16 protein-coding genes are annotated in these 17576 nt (G+C 55.9%); 1 reads left to right on the top strand and 15 read right to left on the bottom strand.

Translation table 11 applies throughout. The features are described from left to right. Window positions 1–15: 15 nt before the first annotated feature. From ACMGGU_RS00280 to nnr, 15 genes are all read right to left on the bottom strand, one after another. A complete protein-coding gene (locus ACMGGU_RS00280) occupies window positions 16–417 on the bottom strand; it encodes a YjfI family protein (RefSeq protein ID WP_223539906.1) in 402 nt (133 codons plus the stop codon). Between the two features lie 124 nt (window positions 418–541). Further along, window positions 542–1273: a 23S rRNA (guanosine(2251)-2'-O)-methyltransferase RlmB gene (rlmB, locus tag ACMGGU_RS00275; RefSeq protein ID WP_111967108.1), complete on the bottom strand. Its 732-nt coding sequence runs from the start codon at window positions 1271–1273 to the stop codon at window positions 542–544. A 66-nt stretch (window positions 1274–1339) separates the two neighbouring features. Next, entirely contained in the window at window positions 1340–3781 is a 2442-nt protein-coding gene (gene rnr / locus ACMGGU_RS00270; RefSeq protein WP_048027861.1) for a ribonuclease R, read from the bottom strand. A 38-nt stretch (window positions 3782–3819) separates the two neighbouring features. Further along, window positions 3820–4245 carry a nitric oxide-sensing transcriptional repressor NsrR gene (gene nsrR / locus ACMGGU_RS00265; protein WP_010427492.1) on the bottom strand — a complete coding sequence of 142 codons (426 nt, stop codon included), beginning with the start codon at window positions 4243–4245 and terminating at the stop codon, window positions 3820–3822. 192 nt (window positions 4246–4437) lie between these two features. Continuing rightward, the gene (locus ACMGGU_RS00260) at window positions 4438–5736 is read right to left on the bottom strand and encodes an adenylosuccinate synthase (protein WP_006178975.1); all 1299 of its coding nucleotides are present in this window, start codon (window positions 5734–5736) and stop codon (window positions 4438–4440) included. Between the two features lie 104 nt (window positions 5737–5840). After that, window positions 5841–6038, bottom strand: coding sequence for a DUF2065 domain-containing protein (locus ACMGGU_RS00255; RefSeq protein ID WP_003855996.1), 198 nt, complete (start codon window positions 6036–6038; stop codon window positions 5841–5843). Window positions 6039–6109: 71 nt separating this feature from the next. Continuing rightward, complete coding sequence (gene hflC, locus ACMGGU_RS00250; protein ID WP_008502916.1) at window positions 6110–7114, bottom strand: protease modulator HflC; 1005 nt, start codon at window positions 7112–7114, stop codon at window positions 6110–6112. A gap of 2 nt (window positions 7115–7116) precedes the next feature. Then, complete coding sequence (gene hflK, locus ACMGGU_RS00245) at window positions 7117–8376, bottom strand: FtsH protease activity modulator HflK (protein ID WP_045907965.1); 1260 nt, start codon at window positions 8374–8376, stop codon at window positions 7117–7119. Between the two features lie 56 nt (window positions 8377–8432). Then, on the bottom strand, window positions 8433–9713 hold the full coding sequence (gene hflX, locus ACMGGU_RS00240; RefSeq protein ID WP_023310136.1) for a ribosome rescue GTPase HflX: 1281 nt from the start codon (window positions 9711–9713) through the stop codon (window positions 8433–8435). A gap of 74 nt (window positions 9714–9787) precedes the next feature. Next, a complete protein-coding gene (gene hfq / locus ACMGGU_RS00235) occupies window positions 9788–10099 on the bottom strand; it encodes an RNA chaperone Hfq (RefSeq protein WP_008502919.1) in 312 nt (103 codons plus the stop codon). Window positions 10100–10184: 85 nt separating this feature from the next. Further along, window positions 10185–11135: a tRNA (adenosine(37)-N6)-dimethylallyltransferase MiaA gene (miaA, locus tag ACMGGU_RS00230; protein ID WP_047073328.1), complete on the bottom strand. Its 951-nt coding sequence runs from the start codon at window positions 11133–11135 to the stop codon at window positions 10185–10187. Further along, a complete protein-coding gene (gene mutL / locus ACMGGU_RS00225; RefSeq protein WP_069720060.1) occupies window positions 11128–12972 on the bottom strand; it encodes a DNA mismatch repair endonuclease MutL in 1845 nt (614 codons plus the stop codon). Before mutL ends, miaA begins: the two co-directional genes overlap by 8 nt. Window positions 12973–12981: 9 nt before the next feature. Further along, window positions 12982–14322: an N-acetylmuramoyl-L-alanine amidase AmiB gene (gene amiB, locus ACMGGU_RS00220; RefSeq protein WP_063622713.1), complete on the bottom strand. Its 1341-nt coding sequence runs from the start codon at window positions 14320–14322 to the stop codon at window positions 12982–12984. Between the two features lie 16 nt (window positions 14323–14338). Then, complete coding sequence (gene tsaE / locus ACMGGU_RS00215) at window positions 14339–14800, bottom strand: tRNA (adenosine(37)-N6)-threonylcarbamoyltransferase complex ATPase subunit type 1 TsaE (RefSeq protein ID WP_013095283.1); 462 nt, start codon at window positions 14798–14800, stop codon at window positions 14339–14341. Next, entirely contained in the window at window positions 14793–16316 is a 1524-nt protein-coding gene (gene nnr, locus ACMGGU_RS00210) for a bifunctional ADP-dependent NAD(P)H-hydrate dehydratase/NAD(P)H-hydrate epimerase (protein ID WP_420300156.1), read from the bottom strand. Before nnr ends, tsaE begins: the two co-directional genes overlap by 8 nt. Here nnr and queG point away from each other — a divergent pair. Next, window positions 16315–17454: a tRNA epoxyqueuosine(34) reductase QueG gene (gene queG / locus ACMGGU_RS00205; protein ID WP_045907959.1), complete on the top strand. Its 1140-nt coding sequence runs from the start codon at window positions 16315–16317 to the stop codon at window positions 17452–17454. The genes nnr and queG overlap by 2 nt on opposite strands. The last annotated feature ends 122 nt before the right edge of the window (window positions 17455–17576 follow it).

Below are 17576 nucleotides of genomic sequence, written 5' to 3'. Positions count from 1 at the left end.
ACCTTTCCCTACCTGTTAATTTATAAATTCTTGTGTAAGCTCAGCCAAATCCAGCGCATTCTCCGCAAGGGTTGTGATTTCCAGAATAATATCCTCAAGAGAAGAACTTACGGATAAGGCACCAAAAGCGACATAATATTCATCATGTTGAATTTGCGAAATTCCAACAGAAGATAAGGGAAGCATTTTTTGATTACGTAATAAGAAGAGATTGAAGTCAGCCTGGCGCTTAATGTCATTAACAGGACATATATAGGTTTCAATGATAACTTGCTGGGATGTAATAAAAATACTTAATGGCAAATCGCCATATTCATTCATTTTTATAATAAGTACATCATTGTTATTTTTTAAATCAATATAAATATCGCGCCGGCGTGACAATTCATCGGCAAGCGATGAGAGAGACCATCTCATAATTTCATCCATGTGTTAGTTTTAAAGATATTTATAAAAGCCGGTATCATTTCGGCCATTATATTACCAGCCAGGGCATAAAAAAAGCCACCCGAAGTGGGTGGCTTTTTTTATAGTTTACTCATTAGCTACGCTGACGCACCGCTTCAAACAGACAGATGCCCGTCGCAACAGACACGTTCAGGGAGGACACGCTGCCTGCCATCGGGATGCTGATCAGCTCGTCGCAGTGCTCGCGGGTCAGACGACGCATGCCTTCGCCTTCCGCCCCCATCACCAGCGCCAGACGGCCGGTCATTTTGCTCTGGTACAGAGTATGATCCGCTTCACCGGCGGTACCGACGATCCAGATGTTCTCTTCCTGCAGCAGACGCATGGTGCGCGCCAGGTTGGTCACGCGGATCAGCGGAACGTTTTCCGCCGCGCCGCAGGCCACTTTCTTCGCCGTCGCGTTCAGCTGCGCGGAGCGATCTTTCGGCACGATCACCGCATGCACGCCCGCCGCATCCGCGCTGCGCAGACACGCGCCGAGGTTGTGCGGATCGGTTACGCCATCGAGGATCAGGAAGAATGGATTCTCCAGCTCGGCGATCAGATCCGGCAGATCGTTTTCCTGATACTGACGGCCCGGCTTCACGCGGGCAATAATGCCCTGGTGCACCGCCCCGTCACTTTTTTCATCCAGGAACTGGCGGTTCGCCAGCTGGATCACCACGCCCTGCGCTTCCAGAGCGTGGATCAGCGGCATCAGACGTTTGTCTTCACGCCCTTTCAGAATAAACACTTCCTGAAAACGCTCCGGTGCGCGCTCGAGAAGGGCCTGCACCGCGTGGATGCCGTAAATCATTTCACTCATTGATGGTTCTCGTAATAAGTATTTCCCCTCTCCCGGTTGGGGAGAGGGTCAGGGTGAGGGGAGAATTTACTCCGCCTGCTTTTTCTTAGCCGCGCGCTTCGCTTTGGTGGCGGCCGCTATTTTCTGTGTCTTCGCGGAAGGTTTCTTCGCTGAACGGGCTTCTTTCTTCGCCGCCTTCGGCTTCTGCTTCTTCTCACCGCGGAACGCGCTGTCCGGCTCGAAGTTCACCTTCTTACCGGCCTGACGGCGCTTGCCGCTCGTTTTGCCATTTCCGCCTTTTTTCGCTCTTTCGCGCTCGGTTTTACCGACGTTACGCGGCGCGCGCTCGCTGGAGATCAGGCTGAAGTCGATTTTACGATCGTCCATATTCACGGCCTCAACCTTCACTTCCACGCGGTCGCCCAGACGATAGGTCTGGCCGCCAGATTCGCCGATCAGACGCTGGCCGACCTGGTCGAAGCGGTAGTAGTCGTTATCCAGGCTGGAGACGTGCACCAGACCGTCGATAAAAAGCTCATCCAGACGAACGAAGAAGCCAAAGCCGGTCACGCTGGCAATCACGCCTTTGAAGACATTGCCGACCTGGTCCAGCATAAAGTCACACTTCAGCCAGTCCGCCACGTCGCGGGTTGCTTCATCGGCACGACGTTCGGTCATGGAGCAGTGCTGACCCAGCTGCAGCATCTCTTCCATCGAATAGTGGTAGCCACCGGTTTCGGTGGTGTTCCCTTTATGTCCCTGCTCCTGCGCCAGCAGATACTTGATCGCACGGTGCAGAGAGAGGTCAGGGTAACGACGGATCGGCGACGTAAAGTGGGCGTAAGACTGCAACGCCAGGCCGAAGTGACCGCGGTTTTCCGGATCGTAAATCGCCTGCTTCATTGAGCGCAGCAGCATCGTCTGCAGCATTTCTGCATCAGGACGATCGCTAATGGATTCCAGCAGCTCGGCGTAATCGCGCGGCTCTGGCTTGTTGCCGCCCGGCAGCTCCAGGCCCAGTTCGGCCAGCACGGAGCGGAACGCGGTGATGGCTTCCGTCGACGGTTTATCGTGAATACGGAACAGCGCCGGTTCTTTGGCTTTCTCAACGAAGCGTGCCGCCGAGATGTTCGCCAGAATCATACACTCTTCGATCAGCTTGTGCGCATCGTTACGCTGGGTCTGTTCGATACGCTCAATGCGGCGCTCGGCGTTGAAGATAAACTTCGCTTCTTCGCTCTCAAAAGAGATCCCACCGCGCTCTTCGCGCGCCTGATCCAGCGTTTTGTAGAGGTTATGCAGCTCTTCGATGTGTTTGACCAGCGGCGCATACTGTTCGCGCAGATCCTGGTCGCCCTGCAACATATGCCAGACCTTGGTATAGGTCAGACGCGCATGCGAGCTCATCACCGCTTCGTAGAACTTGTAGCCGGTTAAGCGCCCTTTGTTGGAGATGGTCATCTCACACACCATACAGAGGCGGTCAACCTGCGGGTTCAGGGAGCACAGACCGTTAGAGAGCACTTCCGGCAGCATCGGTACAACCTGCGACGGGAAGTAGACCGAGGTACCGCGGCTGCGCGCTTCGTTATCCAGCGGGGTATGCGGACGAACATAGTAGCTTACGTCTGCAATCGCTACCCACAGACGCCAGCCGCCGCCGCGTTTTTTCTCGCAGTAGACAGCGTCATCGAAGTCACGGGCGTCTTCACCGTCGATCGTGACCAGCGGCAGGGAGCGGAGATCCACGCGGCCCACTTTGGATTCTTCCGGCACTTCTTCACGCAGGCTTTCGATCTGCTCTTCAACCGCTTTCGGCCAGATGTACGGAATTTCGTGGGTGCGCAGCGCCATATCAACGGCCATGCCGGTGCCCATGTTATCGCCCAGCACTTCGACGATTTTACCTACCGCTTTGGTGCGACGGGTTGGGCGCTGGGTGAGTTCCACCACCACCACAAAGCCCATGCGGGCACCCATCACCTCTTCAGGTGGGATCAGAATATCGAAGCTCAGACGGCTGTCGTCCGGCACCACGAACCCCACGCCCGCGTCGGTAAAGTAGCGGCCGACAATCTGGCTGGTTTTTGGCACCAGCACGCGCACGACGCGCGCTTCGCGGCGGCCTTTACGGTCGGCGCCCAGCGGCTGCGCCAGAATTTGGTCGCCGTGGATGCACATTTTCATCTGTTCAGATGAGAGATACAGATCGTCTTTACGGCCTTCTACGCGCAGGAAGCCGAAGCCATCGCGGTGACCAATGACGGTCCCTTTCAGCAGATCGAGGCGTTCTGGCAGCGCGTAGCACTGGCGGCGGGTAAAGACCAGTTGCCCGTCACGCTCCATCGCGCGCAGGCGGCGGCGAAGGGCTTCAATTTGCTCTTCACCTTCAATGTTTAATTCAACAGCAAGTTCTTCACGATTGGCGGGTTTTTCGCGTTTTGTTAAGTGTTCAATGATGAACTCGCGGCTGGGGATAGGATTCGCGTATTTTTCGGCTTCGCGTTCCTGGAAAGGATCGTGTGACATGTCGGTTCCTCCGTTGTCATCTCCGGTGGAAATTTTCTTCATTCCACCAGCAATAATTTATAAAGCGGTTGATTCTCTTCAACCAAATCGGCCAGCGTGTAGTTATCCAGTTCCATGAGAAAACTTTGCACGGCCTTAGAAAGCGCCTGTTTCAGGCGGCAAGCGGGCGTGATGTGGCAGAACTCGCTGCTGCAGTTCACCAGAGAGAGCGGCTCCAGTTCACGTACCACATCGCCAACACGAATACTCTGTGCCGGTTTACCAAGACGGATCCCACCATTCTTCCCGCGGACGGCAGCAACGTATCCGGCACGACTAAGTTGATTGATTATTTTGACCATATGATTACGGGATACGCCGTAGACCTCTGTGACTTCAGAGATACTGGTCATTTTCCCATCGGGTAACGACGCCATGTAGATCAGCGCGCGTAAGCCGTAATCGGTGAAACTTGTTAACTGCACATCAACCTCAGGAAAAAGGGAAATCGCGGACAAACCGCAGAGATATTCATTAATGATGATAAACCAGCCAGATAGTTAGCGGCTAATTTATTTGACAGACGGGGCGAAAAAGCGGAGATCCAGGAGCGGTCGCCGGATGGCGCTACGCTTATCCGGCCTACGGGTCTCCCCGCAGGCCAGCAGTCACGAAGATTATGCGTCGAACGGGTCGCGCAGGATCATCGTTTCAGTACGATCCGGGCCGGTAGAAATAATATCGATCGGCACTTCGGTCAGTTCTTCAATACGCTTGATGTAATCCAGCGCCGCCTGCGGCAGGCCGCTACGCTCTTTCACACCGAAAGTGGTCTCAGACCAGCCCGGCATGGTTTCGTAGATTGGCTCAATGCCTTCCCAGTCGTCAGCAGCCAGCGGAGTGGTGGTCACTTCGCGGCCATCTGGCATACGGTAGCCTACGCAGATTTTCACTTCTTTCAGGCCGTCCAGTACGTCCAGCTTGGTCAGGCAGAAGCCAGACAGGGAGTTGATCTGCACTGCACGACGCACGGCAACCGCATCCAGCCAGCCGGTACGACGACGACGACCGGTGGTCGCGCCAAACTCGTTACCCTGCTTGCACAGGAACTCGCCGGTTTCATCAAACAGTTCGGTCGGGAATGGACCCGCACCCACGCGAGTGGAGTACGCTTTGATGATACCCAGAACGTAATCCACATAACGTGGACCCAGGCCAGAGCCGGTCGCCACGCCACCCGCGGTGGTATTAGAGGAGGTGACGTACGGATAGGTACCGTGGTCGATGTCCAGCAGCGTACCCTGCGCACCTTCGAACATGACGAAATCGCCACGCTTGCGCGCCTGGTCCAGCAGATCGGATACATCAACAACCATACCGGTCAGAATGTCTGCAATCGCCATGACGTCATCCAGCACTTTCTGGTAGTCAACAGCGTCAGCTTTGTAGAAGTTCACCAGCTGGAAGTTGTGATATTCCATCACTTCTTTCAGCTTTTCAGCGAAGGTCGCTTTGTCGAAGAGGTCGCCCACGCGCAGACCGCGACGTGCAACTTTATCTTCGTAAGCCGGGCCGATACCACGACCGGTGGTGCCGATCGCTTTCGCGCCACGCGCTTTTTCACGCGCAACGTCCAGCGCCACGTGATAATCCAGGATCAGCGGGCAGGCTTCGGAGAGCAGCAGACGCTCACGAACAGGGATACCACGGTCTTCCAGACCTTTCATCTCTTTCATCAGCGCCGCTGGAGACAGCACAACGCCGTTACCGATGATGCTGGTGACGTTTTCGCGAAGAATGCCTGATGGAATAAGATGGAGGACGGTTTTTTCACCGTTGATTACGAGAGTATGGCCTGCGTTGTGACCGCCCTGGTAGCGCACAACATATTTAGCCCGTTCAGTCAGAAGATCAACAATCTTCCCTTTACCTTCGTCACCCCATTGGGTGCCCAGTACGACGACGTTGTTACCCATTTTTTTCAAAATCACCGTTTGCTTAAAAATGGATTCTACCATCGCTTTTTCAGATATACAGCACTTTTTGACCTCAAAATACGCCGATTGCGCCTACTTTTTGATCAGCCAATCGTTTTCCTCAACATGTAGTAGATCACGATGCCCGCAACCACAAGACCGCCGCCAAAACGACGTAAAATATTATCCGGCAGTTGGCTCATGGTGGCGATCATTCGACGCCAGGCGCGTGGATAGAGCATCGGTCCCAGACCTTCCAGCACCAGGACCAGGGCCAGCGCGAGCCAGATCGTTGAATTCATTTTTGTTCCTTATAAAAGAAAACCACCGCTCCGTGGGGAGCGGTGGTTTGAATACTCAAACGAGCCTGAGTTTATCGCGTTGCGTTAGTCGGCGTCTTCATATAACGGAAGAAATCGCTATCCGGGCTGAGCACCATCACATCCTGGTTGCTCTGGAAGCTATTCTCGTAAGCACGCAGGCTACGGATAAAGGCATAGAAGTCAGGATCCTGGCTGAAGGCATCAGCAAACAGTTTCGCGGCTTCCGCATCACCTTCACCGCGCAGGATACGGCCCTGGCGCTCAGATTCCGCCAGCGTCTTGGCCACTTCGTAGTCCGCAGCAGCACGCAGCTTCTCCGCCTCTTCCTGGCCCTGTGAACGGTGACGACGGGCGACCGCTTCACGCTCGGCGCGCATACGATTGTAAATCGCCTCGGACACTTCCACCGGCAGGTTGATCTGCTTGATACGCACGTCCACCACTTCGATACCCAGCGCAGCCATACTGTTCGGGTTGATCACCGGCACTTTACCGTTGGTTTCTGCCTGAACGCGTTCAGCCGCTTTGGCAATTGCATCGTCAGCTGCTGGCGTTGAAACTTCATCTTCCGTGCCCGCGGTGCCGGAGTTCAGCGCATCGCGAACTTCCAGGGTCAGACGGCCACGGGAGTCGGTCACGATGTCTTTCACATCCAGACGACCAATCTCGGAACGCAGACGGTCAGAGAACTTACGTTTCAGCAGCACTTCCGCCTGAGAAACGTCACCGCCGCCCGTTGCCAGGAAGTAACGGCTGAAATCACTGATGCGCCATTTGATATAGGAATCAACGATCAGGTCTTTCTTCTCTTTGGTCACGAAACGGTCGGCCTGGTTATCCATGGTCTGGATACGCGCATCCAGCGTTTTCACAGACTGAATGAACGGCACCTTGAAGTGCAGGCCCGGTTCGTAAATGACCGGACGTTTGTCGCCATCACGCACGACGCTGCTGAACTGGAACTTAATCCCACGCTCGCCCTCTTTCACCACAAAGATCGAGGTATAAAGCACGACCAGTACGATGACGATGATCGCAATAACTGACTTACGCATCCTTATTCCCCCTGACGCTGGTAGTCGTTACGCTGCGCGTTAGCACGGCGTTGGTCCATAATGTCACCATCGTTCGAAGAAGGCGTTGTGTTCGTGCTGGCGCTGCCCGTTGAGGATGGCGGCAGACGCAGCAGGTTGTTCGCACCGCTGTTGTCTTTTGCTGCCGGAGCAGAACCGCCTTTCAGCATCTGATCCAGCGGCAGCACCATCAGGTTTCCGCCTTTACTGTCGTTAACCAACACTTTGCGGGTGTGGCTCAGCACTTTTTCCATGGTCTCGATATAGAGACGCTCACGGGTAATTTCCGGCGCCGCTTTATATTCAGGCAGGATCTTTGCAAAGCGAGCCACTTCACCCTGTGCTTCCAGGATGGTCTGGGTCTTATACGCACGCGCTTCTTCCAGAATACGCTGCGCCTGACCGTTAGCACGCGGCTGAACTTCGTTGGTGTAAGCTTCTGCTTCACGGATGTACTGCTGTTCGTTTTCTCGTGCAGCAATCGCATCGTCAAAGGCCGCTTTTACTTCTTCCGGCGGACGGGCAGCCTGGAAGTTGACGTCCAGCAGGGTAATACCCATGTTATACGGACGAATGGTCTCTTCCAGCTCACGCTGGGTATCGCTACGAATAACGGTACGACCTTCGGTCAGAATGCGGTCCATGGTGTATTTACCGATCACACCACGCAGGGCGCTGTCGGTCGCCTGACGCAGGCTGTCATCGGCGCTGGTCACGCTAAACAGATAACGCTCAGGATCGGTTACGCGGTACTGCACGTTCATCTCAACGCGCACGACGTTTTCGTCAGAGGTCAGCATCACGCCGGAGGCGGCCAGTTCACGGACGGATTCCACGTTGACCGCAGTCACGTCGTCAATGAAGGTCGGTTTCCAGTTCAGGCCCGGCTCAACCAGATGGCTGAACTTACCGAAGCGGGTCACCACACCGCGTTCCGCTTCTTTAATGGTGTAGAATCCGGTAGCAGCCCAGATGATTACCACTGCAGCGGCAACAATACCCACTACGCGGCCACCCATTTGCGGGCGCGGCCCCTGGGTGGAATTTCCACCTGAGCCAGAACCTTTACCTCCGCCAAGACCACCAAGCTTTTTGCTCAGCTTGCGGAAGATATCATCCAGATCCGGCGGCCCCTGCTCGCGACCACCTTTGTTGCCATTTCCCCCAGAGTTGCCGCCTTGATTATTGCTGCTTCCCCACGGGTCGCGGTCCTGTCCGTTATTACCGGGCTGATTCCACGCCATGTATATGCTCCATATTTGTTATGCAAGGGCGAATTATTCAGGCATCCCCTTTCTGATCAGACGATATAGTCGACCAGCGCAGGTTCTTGTTTACAGAGGCGACGCCAGTCAACGATCGGCATACGCACCTGCATCCCCACGCTGCCGTCATCCTCCATCCACTCTTTTTCTATCGCCTGAAGCTGATAAAACCGGCTGCGCAGCCTGCCTTCCTGTGGCGGCAGTCGCAGCGTGTGCTGAGCTACCTCACCGGAAAGACGTTCTGTCAAAGCCTGGAAAAGCAGTGGCACACCAATACCGGTCTGGGCAGAAAGCCAGACCCGAATCGGTTTGTTCTCTTCATCTCTGTCGATACGCGGTTCGAAATCGTCCAGCATATCGATCTTGTTCATGACCAACAGCGTGGGAATTTCGTGGGCGTCGATCTCTTCAAGCACCACGTTCACCGCGTCGATGTTCTCCTGCACGCGCACGTCTGCCGCATCAATCACGTGCAGCAGCAGCGTCGCCTGTCGCGTCTCCTGCAGGGTGGCCTTGAATGCCGCCACCAGGTCATGCGGCAGGTGACGGATAAACCCTACGGTATCCGCCAGCACCGTTTCACCGACGTCTGCGACGTCAATACGGCGCAGCGTAGGGTCCAGGGTCGCAAACAGCTGGTCTGCGGCATAAACCTGGGCCTCGGTTATCTGGTTAAACAAGGTGGATTTACCGGCGTTGGTATACCCCACCAGCGACACCGTCGGGATGTCGGCTTTGGTTCGTGCCCGACGCCCCTGCTCACGCTGTTTCTCAACCCTTTCCAGACGTGAGAGGATCTGGGTAATTCGGCCACGCAGCAAACGACGGTCGGTTTCGAGCTGGGTTTCACCCGGGCCGCGCAAACCAATCCCGCCTTTTTGTCTTTCAAGGTGGGTCCAGCCACGCACCAGACGCGTTGCCAGATGGCGCAGCTGCGCCAGCTCAACCTGCAGTTTCCCTTCGTGGGTACGTGCACGCTGAGCAAAAATGTCTAAAATCAATCCCGTGCGATCGATTACACGGCATTCGCAGAGAGCTTCCAGGTTGCGCTCCTGGGCTGGAGACAGCGCATGATCAAACAACACGACTGACGCGCCGGTTGCTTTTACGGCATCCGCAATTTCGACTGCTTTACCTTCACCAACAAAATACTTTGGGTGCGGCGCTTTACGGCTACCGGTAATCACCTGCATTGCTTCGACACCGGCGGAAGAGACCAGAGATTCAAACTCCTGGAGGTCTTCCATATCTTTGTCTTGCGAAAAATAGATGTGTACCAGCACCGCCTGCTCACCGGCATCATAACGGTCAAACAAGCGTAAACCTCTCTAAAAAGATCAGCGGGGAACGCAGGATCCCTGGCTCCCCGTGTGGATAACAGTGCGAAACCTTATTCGGTCTCGTCGCTGTCCTGCGCTGGCGTTGAAGAACCCTGCGCGTTGCTGCCATGATGGTAGTTACTACCTGTGCCGCCGCCAGCGTTATTGCTGTGATGAGATACCGGACGGGACGGAACAACAGTAGAAATAGCGTGCTTGTAGACCATCTGACTGACCGTGTTTTTCAACAGAATCACGAACTGATCGAAAGACTCAATCTGACCTTGCAGCTTAATACCATTCACCAAATAAATAGAAACTGGAACACGTTCCCGACGCAATGCGTTCAGGAACGGATCTTGTAAAGATTGCCCCTTAGCCATTCTATCTTTTCCTTATATGCTTGTTTTGTACTTAGAACCTTGCGATTCTGAAAAATTGCGCACGATACGTCTCAATTGTACACATTCAGTGAGCGATATCACCAACAACCTCAATCACGTCGTTTAACGCCTGTTGTGGTTTTTCACTGTCTAACCAGTGAACCCCTTCCCAACCGCGCAACCAGGTGATCTGGCGCTTCGCTAACTGTCTCGTGGCGCAAACACCTCGATAAACCATTTCATCGTATGAAATCTCACCTTCAAGATACGACCACATCTGGCGGTATCCCACACAACGAATGGAAGGCATGTCCGTATGCAAATCTCCACGGGCAAATAACGCCCGCACTTCTGCTTCAAAATCTGAAGCTAACATCTGATGAAAACGCTGCTCAATTCGCTGATGGAGCAGTTCACGGCTCGCCGGGGCGATGGCGAACTGATGCACCTGATACGGCAGAGCGTCTCCTGACGTTTGCGTCAGTTCCGTTAAAGTTTTACCCGAAATGAAAAAAACTTCCAGTGCCCGGGAAAGCCTTTGCGGATCATTTGGATGGATCCGTGCTGCGGCAACCGGATCAATCTCCGCCAGTTGCTGATGCAAAACGTCCCAACCCTGCTCTGCCGCCTGCTGCTCAATTTTCGCTCTTACTTCCGGGTCCGCGGATGGCAGAGGTGATAACCCCTCCAGCAGCGCCTTGAAGTAGAGCATGGTTCCGCCAACCAACAGCGGTATACGCCCCGCCGCCGTTATCTCGGCCATCTCGGCTAAGGCATCCCGGCGAAAATCCGCTGCGGAGTAAGCCTGAGCCGGGTCGAGTATATCCAGCAAACGGTGCGGTGCCGCACGCAGCTCTTCTGCGTCAGGCTTCGCCGTGCCGATGTCCATCCCCCGATAAATGAGGGCGGAGTCGACGCTAATCAACTCTACAGGCAAAACTTTACGCAACTCAATGGCGAGCGCCGTTTTGCCGGAGGCCGTTGGGCCCATTAAAAAAATTGCCTTAGGCAGGCTCGCCTTACTTACATCAATCATGTTTCAGGGCGTTCATCGCCGTTTGTAAATCAACAGGTTGTAATAATCCACCCGGCGGCGTTTTCACCAGATGCGGACAGAGGCGTTCCACCTCCGCCAGCACGCTAATGGCTTGTGCCATGCTCCACGGCGTGTGTTCGCTTGCCAGATGACGGGCGATCCACTGCGCGGTGTTAGCGGCATCAAACGCTGTTTGCTGCGCCAGGTAGCCTATCAGTTCAGGAATCAAGTTTTGTAAATTTTGTTGGCGTAAGGGTAAAGGCACTGCACGAATTGTCACATGTTGCGGTTCGAGCACAGTTTCAATCCCCATCTGCGCCAGCTGCGCCTCGGCGCGCTGCAATACCCTTGTTTCATCAGGGGATATTTTCAGGCGAACCGGAATTAACAGCGGCTGCGCACAGGCGGCATTTTCGCCCGGCGTGAGCTGCACCTGTTTGAGCCAGCGTTCGGCCACCGGCAGTGCCAGAAGCATCAATTTACCGTCACGCTCCAGCAGCGCCATATCCGGCGCGATGATCGTCAGAACACGACCAAAACTCTGGCTGTGGCCGTCCAGAGAAGGCTGAGGCGCCGGAATAGATGTTTTACGCTCCACGGCCGGCGTTTCCAGCAGTTTGCGGTACAACGCGCCCTGCTGCTTTTGATAGCCAGGCTGGGCATTCGGGTAGTTAGCTCCCGTTGGACGCGGTGCCCCCCCGGCGGAGGAAAAGCGCGGCGCTTCCGGTTCACGCGCGACGGCGGGCTCCGCAAAATGGTTGCGGCCCGCCGCGACGCGGTTTTCCGGGATTGGGCGTGGCGCCGGTTCTGCGTGTTCCAGCGGCAACGACGTTTCAACCTGCTGCTGCAGCACGCTCAGCACGCCCTGATAGATAAAATCATGCACCAGTCGCGACTGGTGGAATCGTACTTCGTGCTTGGCAGGATGAACGTTCACATCCACCTGATGCGGGTCGATGTCCAGATAAAGCACGAAAGCAGGCTGCTGATCGGCCCCGAGCTTGTCTTCACAGGCCTGGCGAATGGCGTGATTGATGAGACGGTCGCGCATCATGCGGCCGTTGACGTAGCAATACTGGATCTCCGCAAACGCAGCGCTGCTCGCATTCGGATCGGCTACCCAGCCGCGCAGCGCCAGATCGCCGTGCTGCCACTCAATGGCCAGCGCCTGTTCCAGAAACGGGGTCCCGCAAATGGCGCCCAGCCGTCGCTCTTTCTGTCCACCTTCAGCCACCGCGCGATACTGGCGCATCACCTTGCCGTTGTGGCTGAGGTTGATGGTGACATCGAAACGCGCCAGCGCGATACGGCGGATGATCTCGTCGATGTGTCCGAATTCGGTCTTCTCGGTACGCATGAACTTGCGTCGGGCGGGGGTGTTGTAGAAGAGATCTAATACTTCAAGCGTCGTGCCGACAGGGTGCGCCGCGGGTTTGACCGTTACATCCATATCGCGCCCTTCGGCGTACGCCTGCCAGGCTTCCTGCTGTTCGGCGGTACGGGAGGTCAGCGTTAAGCGCGAAACCGAGCTGATACTGGCCAGCGCTTCACCGCGAAAGCCGAGGCTAATAATCGCCTCCAGGTCATCCAGAGAAGCAATTTTACTGGTGGCGTGACGGGCCAGCGCCAGCGCCAGCTCCTCTTTTTTTATGCCACAGCCGTTATCACGAATGCGGATAAGCTTCGCGCCACCGCGCTCGATATCAATATCAATACGGGTCGCGCCCGCATCAAGGCTGTTTTCCACCAGCTCCTTCACGACCGACGCAGGACGTTCCACCACCTCACCGGCGGCGATTTGGTTCGCAAGCTGCGGCGGCAGAACCTGAATCGGCATGAATTCTCCTTAGTTGGTCGCGGTCATCTCACCCGGCAGCGCTGCGCTGGCCGTCTGGCCTGCGCCACTCTGTGGCGCAGACTGCAGCGGATGGGCATCAAAGTATTTACGCAGACCGTTATAAATCGCTTCGGCAATTTGCTGCTGATAGCTGTCGCTTCCCAGCAGACGTTCTTCACCGTTGTTACTGATAAAGCCCGTCTCTACAAGGATGGACGGGATATCTGGCGAGCGCAGAACGCCGAGGCTGGCATGTTCAGGACGGCGCTTATGCAGCACGCCAATACTTTGCAGCTGGTTCAATACGTTAGTGGCGACATCATACCCGACGCGTTGAGAATGACCGAATTGTAAATCCAGCACCGCCTGGCTGAGATACGGGTCTGACTGGCTGTTTGCCAGCACATCGCCCGCGCCGCCCAACAGTTCGGACTGCTTCTCATGCTCTTCCAGCCAGTTGGCCATTTCGCTGTTGGCGCGACGGTTCGAGAGTACCCATACCGAGGCGCCGGTCGCGTTACGGTTTGGCGCAGCATCCGCGTGGATGGAGACCAGGAAGTTCGCATTCTGCTTACGAGCGACATCCGAACGCCCCATCACCGAAATGAAGTAATCCCCGTCGCGGGTCAACACGCCTTTGAACATAGGGTCGTCGTTGAGCAGCGCACGTAGCTTACGGGCAATGGCGATGGTGACATTTTTCTCTTGCGTTCCCCCCGGGCCAATCGCACCCGGGTCCTGTCCACCGTGACCCGCATCGATGGCGATAATCACTTTGTCACCGCTGGTCGCTGCACGGCGCGCACTCGCTGCCGGACGCGTTACCGTATTGCTGCTGGTTGCCGCAGTGATGCGATCGTTCTGCGATTTAAACGGATTACGCGCAGGTTCAGCAGGACGCGGCGTATACACCGGTTCTTCGACGCGTTTCGCAACGACCGGCGGCGGTGGAGGCGGTGGCGGGACATCAGCATTGATGGTAAAGACCACCGTATAGTTCGCCCCGTTTTGCTGCTTCACCGCCTTCGTTTTGCCCTTTTCGGTCAGATCGACCACCAGGCGTAACGACTGACTATCCTGCGGCGTACCCGAACGGATACTCTTCACCAGGTTGTTGCCGCTGAACTGCAGCGGGAGTCCCTGGATCACGCCTGTCTGTTTGATATCCAGCGCCACGCTGTGGCTGTCTGGCTGTGAAAACGCATACTCAGGATCGCCCATAAAGCTGAACGTGATTCGAGCCTGGCTTTCGCCGTTCGATACCTGAATATCTGAGAGGTTTGCCGCCCCGGCCTGCGCGCACAGCAGCACGGTGGCAGCCAACAACCAACCTTTAACGCGATTTATCATCCCGTCATCCCTACGCTTAACCGGCCAGTCGCGCCAGTAAGGAACTGCCTGATGAGGAAACAGCACTGATGCGTGCCTCACGCCCTTGTGCCTGGTAATCTAAGTGAATTTCGACATCCGGGTCAGGCAGCACACCCGCACCTTGTTGCGGCCACTCCACCAGGCAGATGGCATCATTGGCAAAATAATCACGGATCCCCATAAATTCCAGCTCCTCAGGATCCGCAAGGCGGTATAAATCGAAGTGGTACACCATGAGATTTTCAAGGGTGTACGGTTCTACCAGCGTGTAGGTTGGGCTTTTCACATTCCCGTTATGCCCTAACGCCTGCAAAAAACCCCGGCTGAAGGTGGTTTTACCCGCACCTAAATCACCATACAGATAAATGACGGTTGCCCCCTGACAGGCCTGCGCCACGCGCTTGCCGAGTTCTAAAGTGGCTTGTTCATCAGGTAAAGGAATCGCTCGATTAGTCATTTTCTACGTCAATCACATCCGGGTTAACAACACGCCGCAGCGTGCAAAAGAGATCGGTGGCCAGCATACCGCGTGTACCGTAACGCGCGGCCAGTTTATCTGCCGCAACGCCGTGAGCCACGCAGCCCGCGCAGGCTGCATCATAAAGGGGAAGTTTCTGTCCAAGCAATGCGCCGATGATGCCGGAAAGCACATCGCCCATGCCGCCGCTCGCCATGCCCGCATTTCCGGCATCAATAATCCCCTGCGTCTCGTCACAGGCGACAACGGTTCCTGCCCCTTTTAAAACAGCAACACCTCCGTAACGTTTTACCAGACGCTGAGCAGAAAGTAAGCGATCGCTTTCAATTTCTGCCACGCTGCAGTTAAGCAGCCGCGCGGCTTCGCCGGGGTGTGGCGTCAGAATGCGATTGTGACGCTTATCCGGGTTTATTGCCAGAAGGTTAAGCGCGTCGGCATCCCACAGCATCGGTTTGCGAAAATTCTCGACCTTTTGCAGGGCCTGTTTACCCCACGCCTGCTGTCCAAGCCCGGGACCGATCACCACCACATCCGCCCATTCGAGGCTTTCCTCTAACGTCTGAAGCGTAAGCTCATGGACCATCAACTCCGGTCGGGCAGTGATGATTGGCGCAATATTCTCAATGCGAGTGAGCACTCGCACTAATCCGGCGCCGCTGCGCAGGGCTGCTTCACCGGTCATGCGAATCGCACCTGCCGTACCGTGGTCGCCGCCCACAATGACCAGCCTGCCGTGATCGCCCTTATGGGAGGTCGACCGGCGCGGCGGGAGCCACGCTGGGAGCTGCGAGGCGTCAAAGCGTGACAGTTTCGTTTCCTGCCCGGCGAGCCAGCTCTCCAGTCCCAGCGCACTGTGGTGCAGCACGCCGACGACATCCCGCGCTTTGCCGGTCAGTAACCCCGGCTTGAGGGCGATGAAGGTCACCGTATGTGCCGTCTGAATCACCGCCCCCGGCGTCGCGCCGGTTTGTGCCATCAGGCCAGAGGGAATATCCAGGGCGACTACCGGCGCGGAATGTCTGTTAGCGTGTTCAATAAGCGCGGCAACGTTTTCGCGCGGCGCGCTGCGCAGCCCGGTGCCCAGCAGCCCGTCAACAATCAGATCAACATCCTCTGGCCAGACGATATCAGGCGCATGAATCACACCGCCTGCGTTCAGCCATGCCTCCCGCGCCGCGCTGGCCTCTTCCGGCAGCGGTTTATCACTTTCGAGAGCCAGCAAGGTCACGCGGATACCCGCAGCCACCGCGAGACGGGCAACGACGTAGCCATCACCGCCGTTGTTGCCGTGCCCGCACAGAATTAGCCAGTGAGCCGCCTGCGGGAAGGCGCTTCGGGCAACGTCAAACGCCGCCTCACCCGCGCGCAGCATCAGTTCATACAGGGTAATCCCGAGGCTGTCTGCGGCCTCTTTTTCGGCGCGCCGGAGGTCATCCGCATGCCAGATGGAATGTGGTATACTTGCGGGGTTTTTCTTCACCGTATGGTCCGTCATGTCACAGCCCCTCGATCTCAATGAATTAGCGCAAAAAATAAAACAGTGGGGTGCTGAGCTTGGCTTCCAGAAGGTGGGCATTACCGATACCGACCTTTCCGCCAGCGAGCCGAAACTGCAGGCCTGGCTGGATAAACAATACCACGGCGAAATGGAGTGGATGGCGCGTCATGGCATGATGCGCGCCCGTCCACACGAGCTTTTGCCGGGCACATTACGCGTCATCAGCGTGCGCATGAATTATCTGCCCGCCAACGCGGCCTTTGCGCGCACGCTCAAAGACCCCTCGCTGGGTTACGTTAGCCGGTACGCCCTGGGACGTGATTACCATAAGCTTCTGCGTAACCGTTTAAAAAAACTCGGGGAAACTATTCAGCAGCACTGTGTTTCGCTGAATTTTAGACCCTTTGTCGATTCCGCGCCTATTCTTGAGCGTCCGATCGCCGAAAAAGCCGGGCTTGGCTGGACAGGTAAGCACTCACTTATCCTTAGCCGCGACGCCGGATCGTTCTTCTTCCTCGGTGAACTGCTGATCGATTTACCGCTGCCGGTAGACGGCCCGGTAGAGGAAGGCTGTGGCCGCTGCGTGGCCTGTATGACCATCTGCCCTACCGGCGCCATCGTTGAGCCCTACACCGTTGATGCGCGCCGCTGTATCTCCTACCTGACTATCGAACTGGAAGGAGCCATTCCAGAGGAATTCCGACCGCTTATCGGCAACCGCATCTACGGCTGCGATGATTGCCAGCTCATCTGCCCATGGAACCGCTATTCGCAGCTTACTGACGAAGAGGATTTCAACCCGCGTAAGGCGCTCCATGCCCCGCCGCTTATTGAGCTGTTCGCCTGGTCCGAGGCCTGGTTCCTGAAAGTGACGGAGGGTTCGGCTATTCGCCGTATCGGCCATCTGCGCTGGCTGAGAAATATCGCCGTCGCGCTGGGGAATGCCCCGTGGGATGAAGCCAATATTCGGGCGCTTGAAAGCCGTCGAGGTGAGCACCCACTTCTTGATGAACACATAGAATGGGCGATTGCGCAGCAGATAGAGAAGCGTAATGCCTGCGTGGTCGAGGTGCAGCTACCGAAGAAACAGCGTCTGGTGAGGGTGATTGAGAAAGGGCTTCCGCGGGATGCCTGAACTATTCACAGCCTGTGAATAAAATTACAAACTCAAGCGCCATCTGGGCTGGAGATGAGGTCAAGTGATCTCAATAACATTTTGAAATCAAATTTTATACTGAAAATACAGTGCGTTATGAA

The sequence above is a fragment of the Enterobacter sp. BNK-8 genome, from assembly GCF_048685095.1.
In the GTDB taxonomy this organism is placed as follows: Bacteria; Pseudomonadota; Gammaproteobacteria; order Enterobacterales; family Enterobacteriaceae; genus Enterobacter; species Enterobacter quasiroggenkampii.
This window is presented reverse-complemented; position numbering and strand designations above follow the sequence as displayed.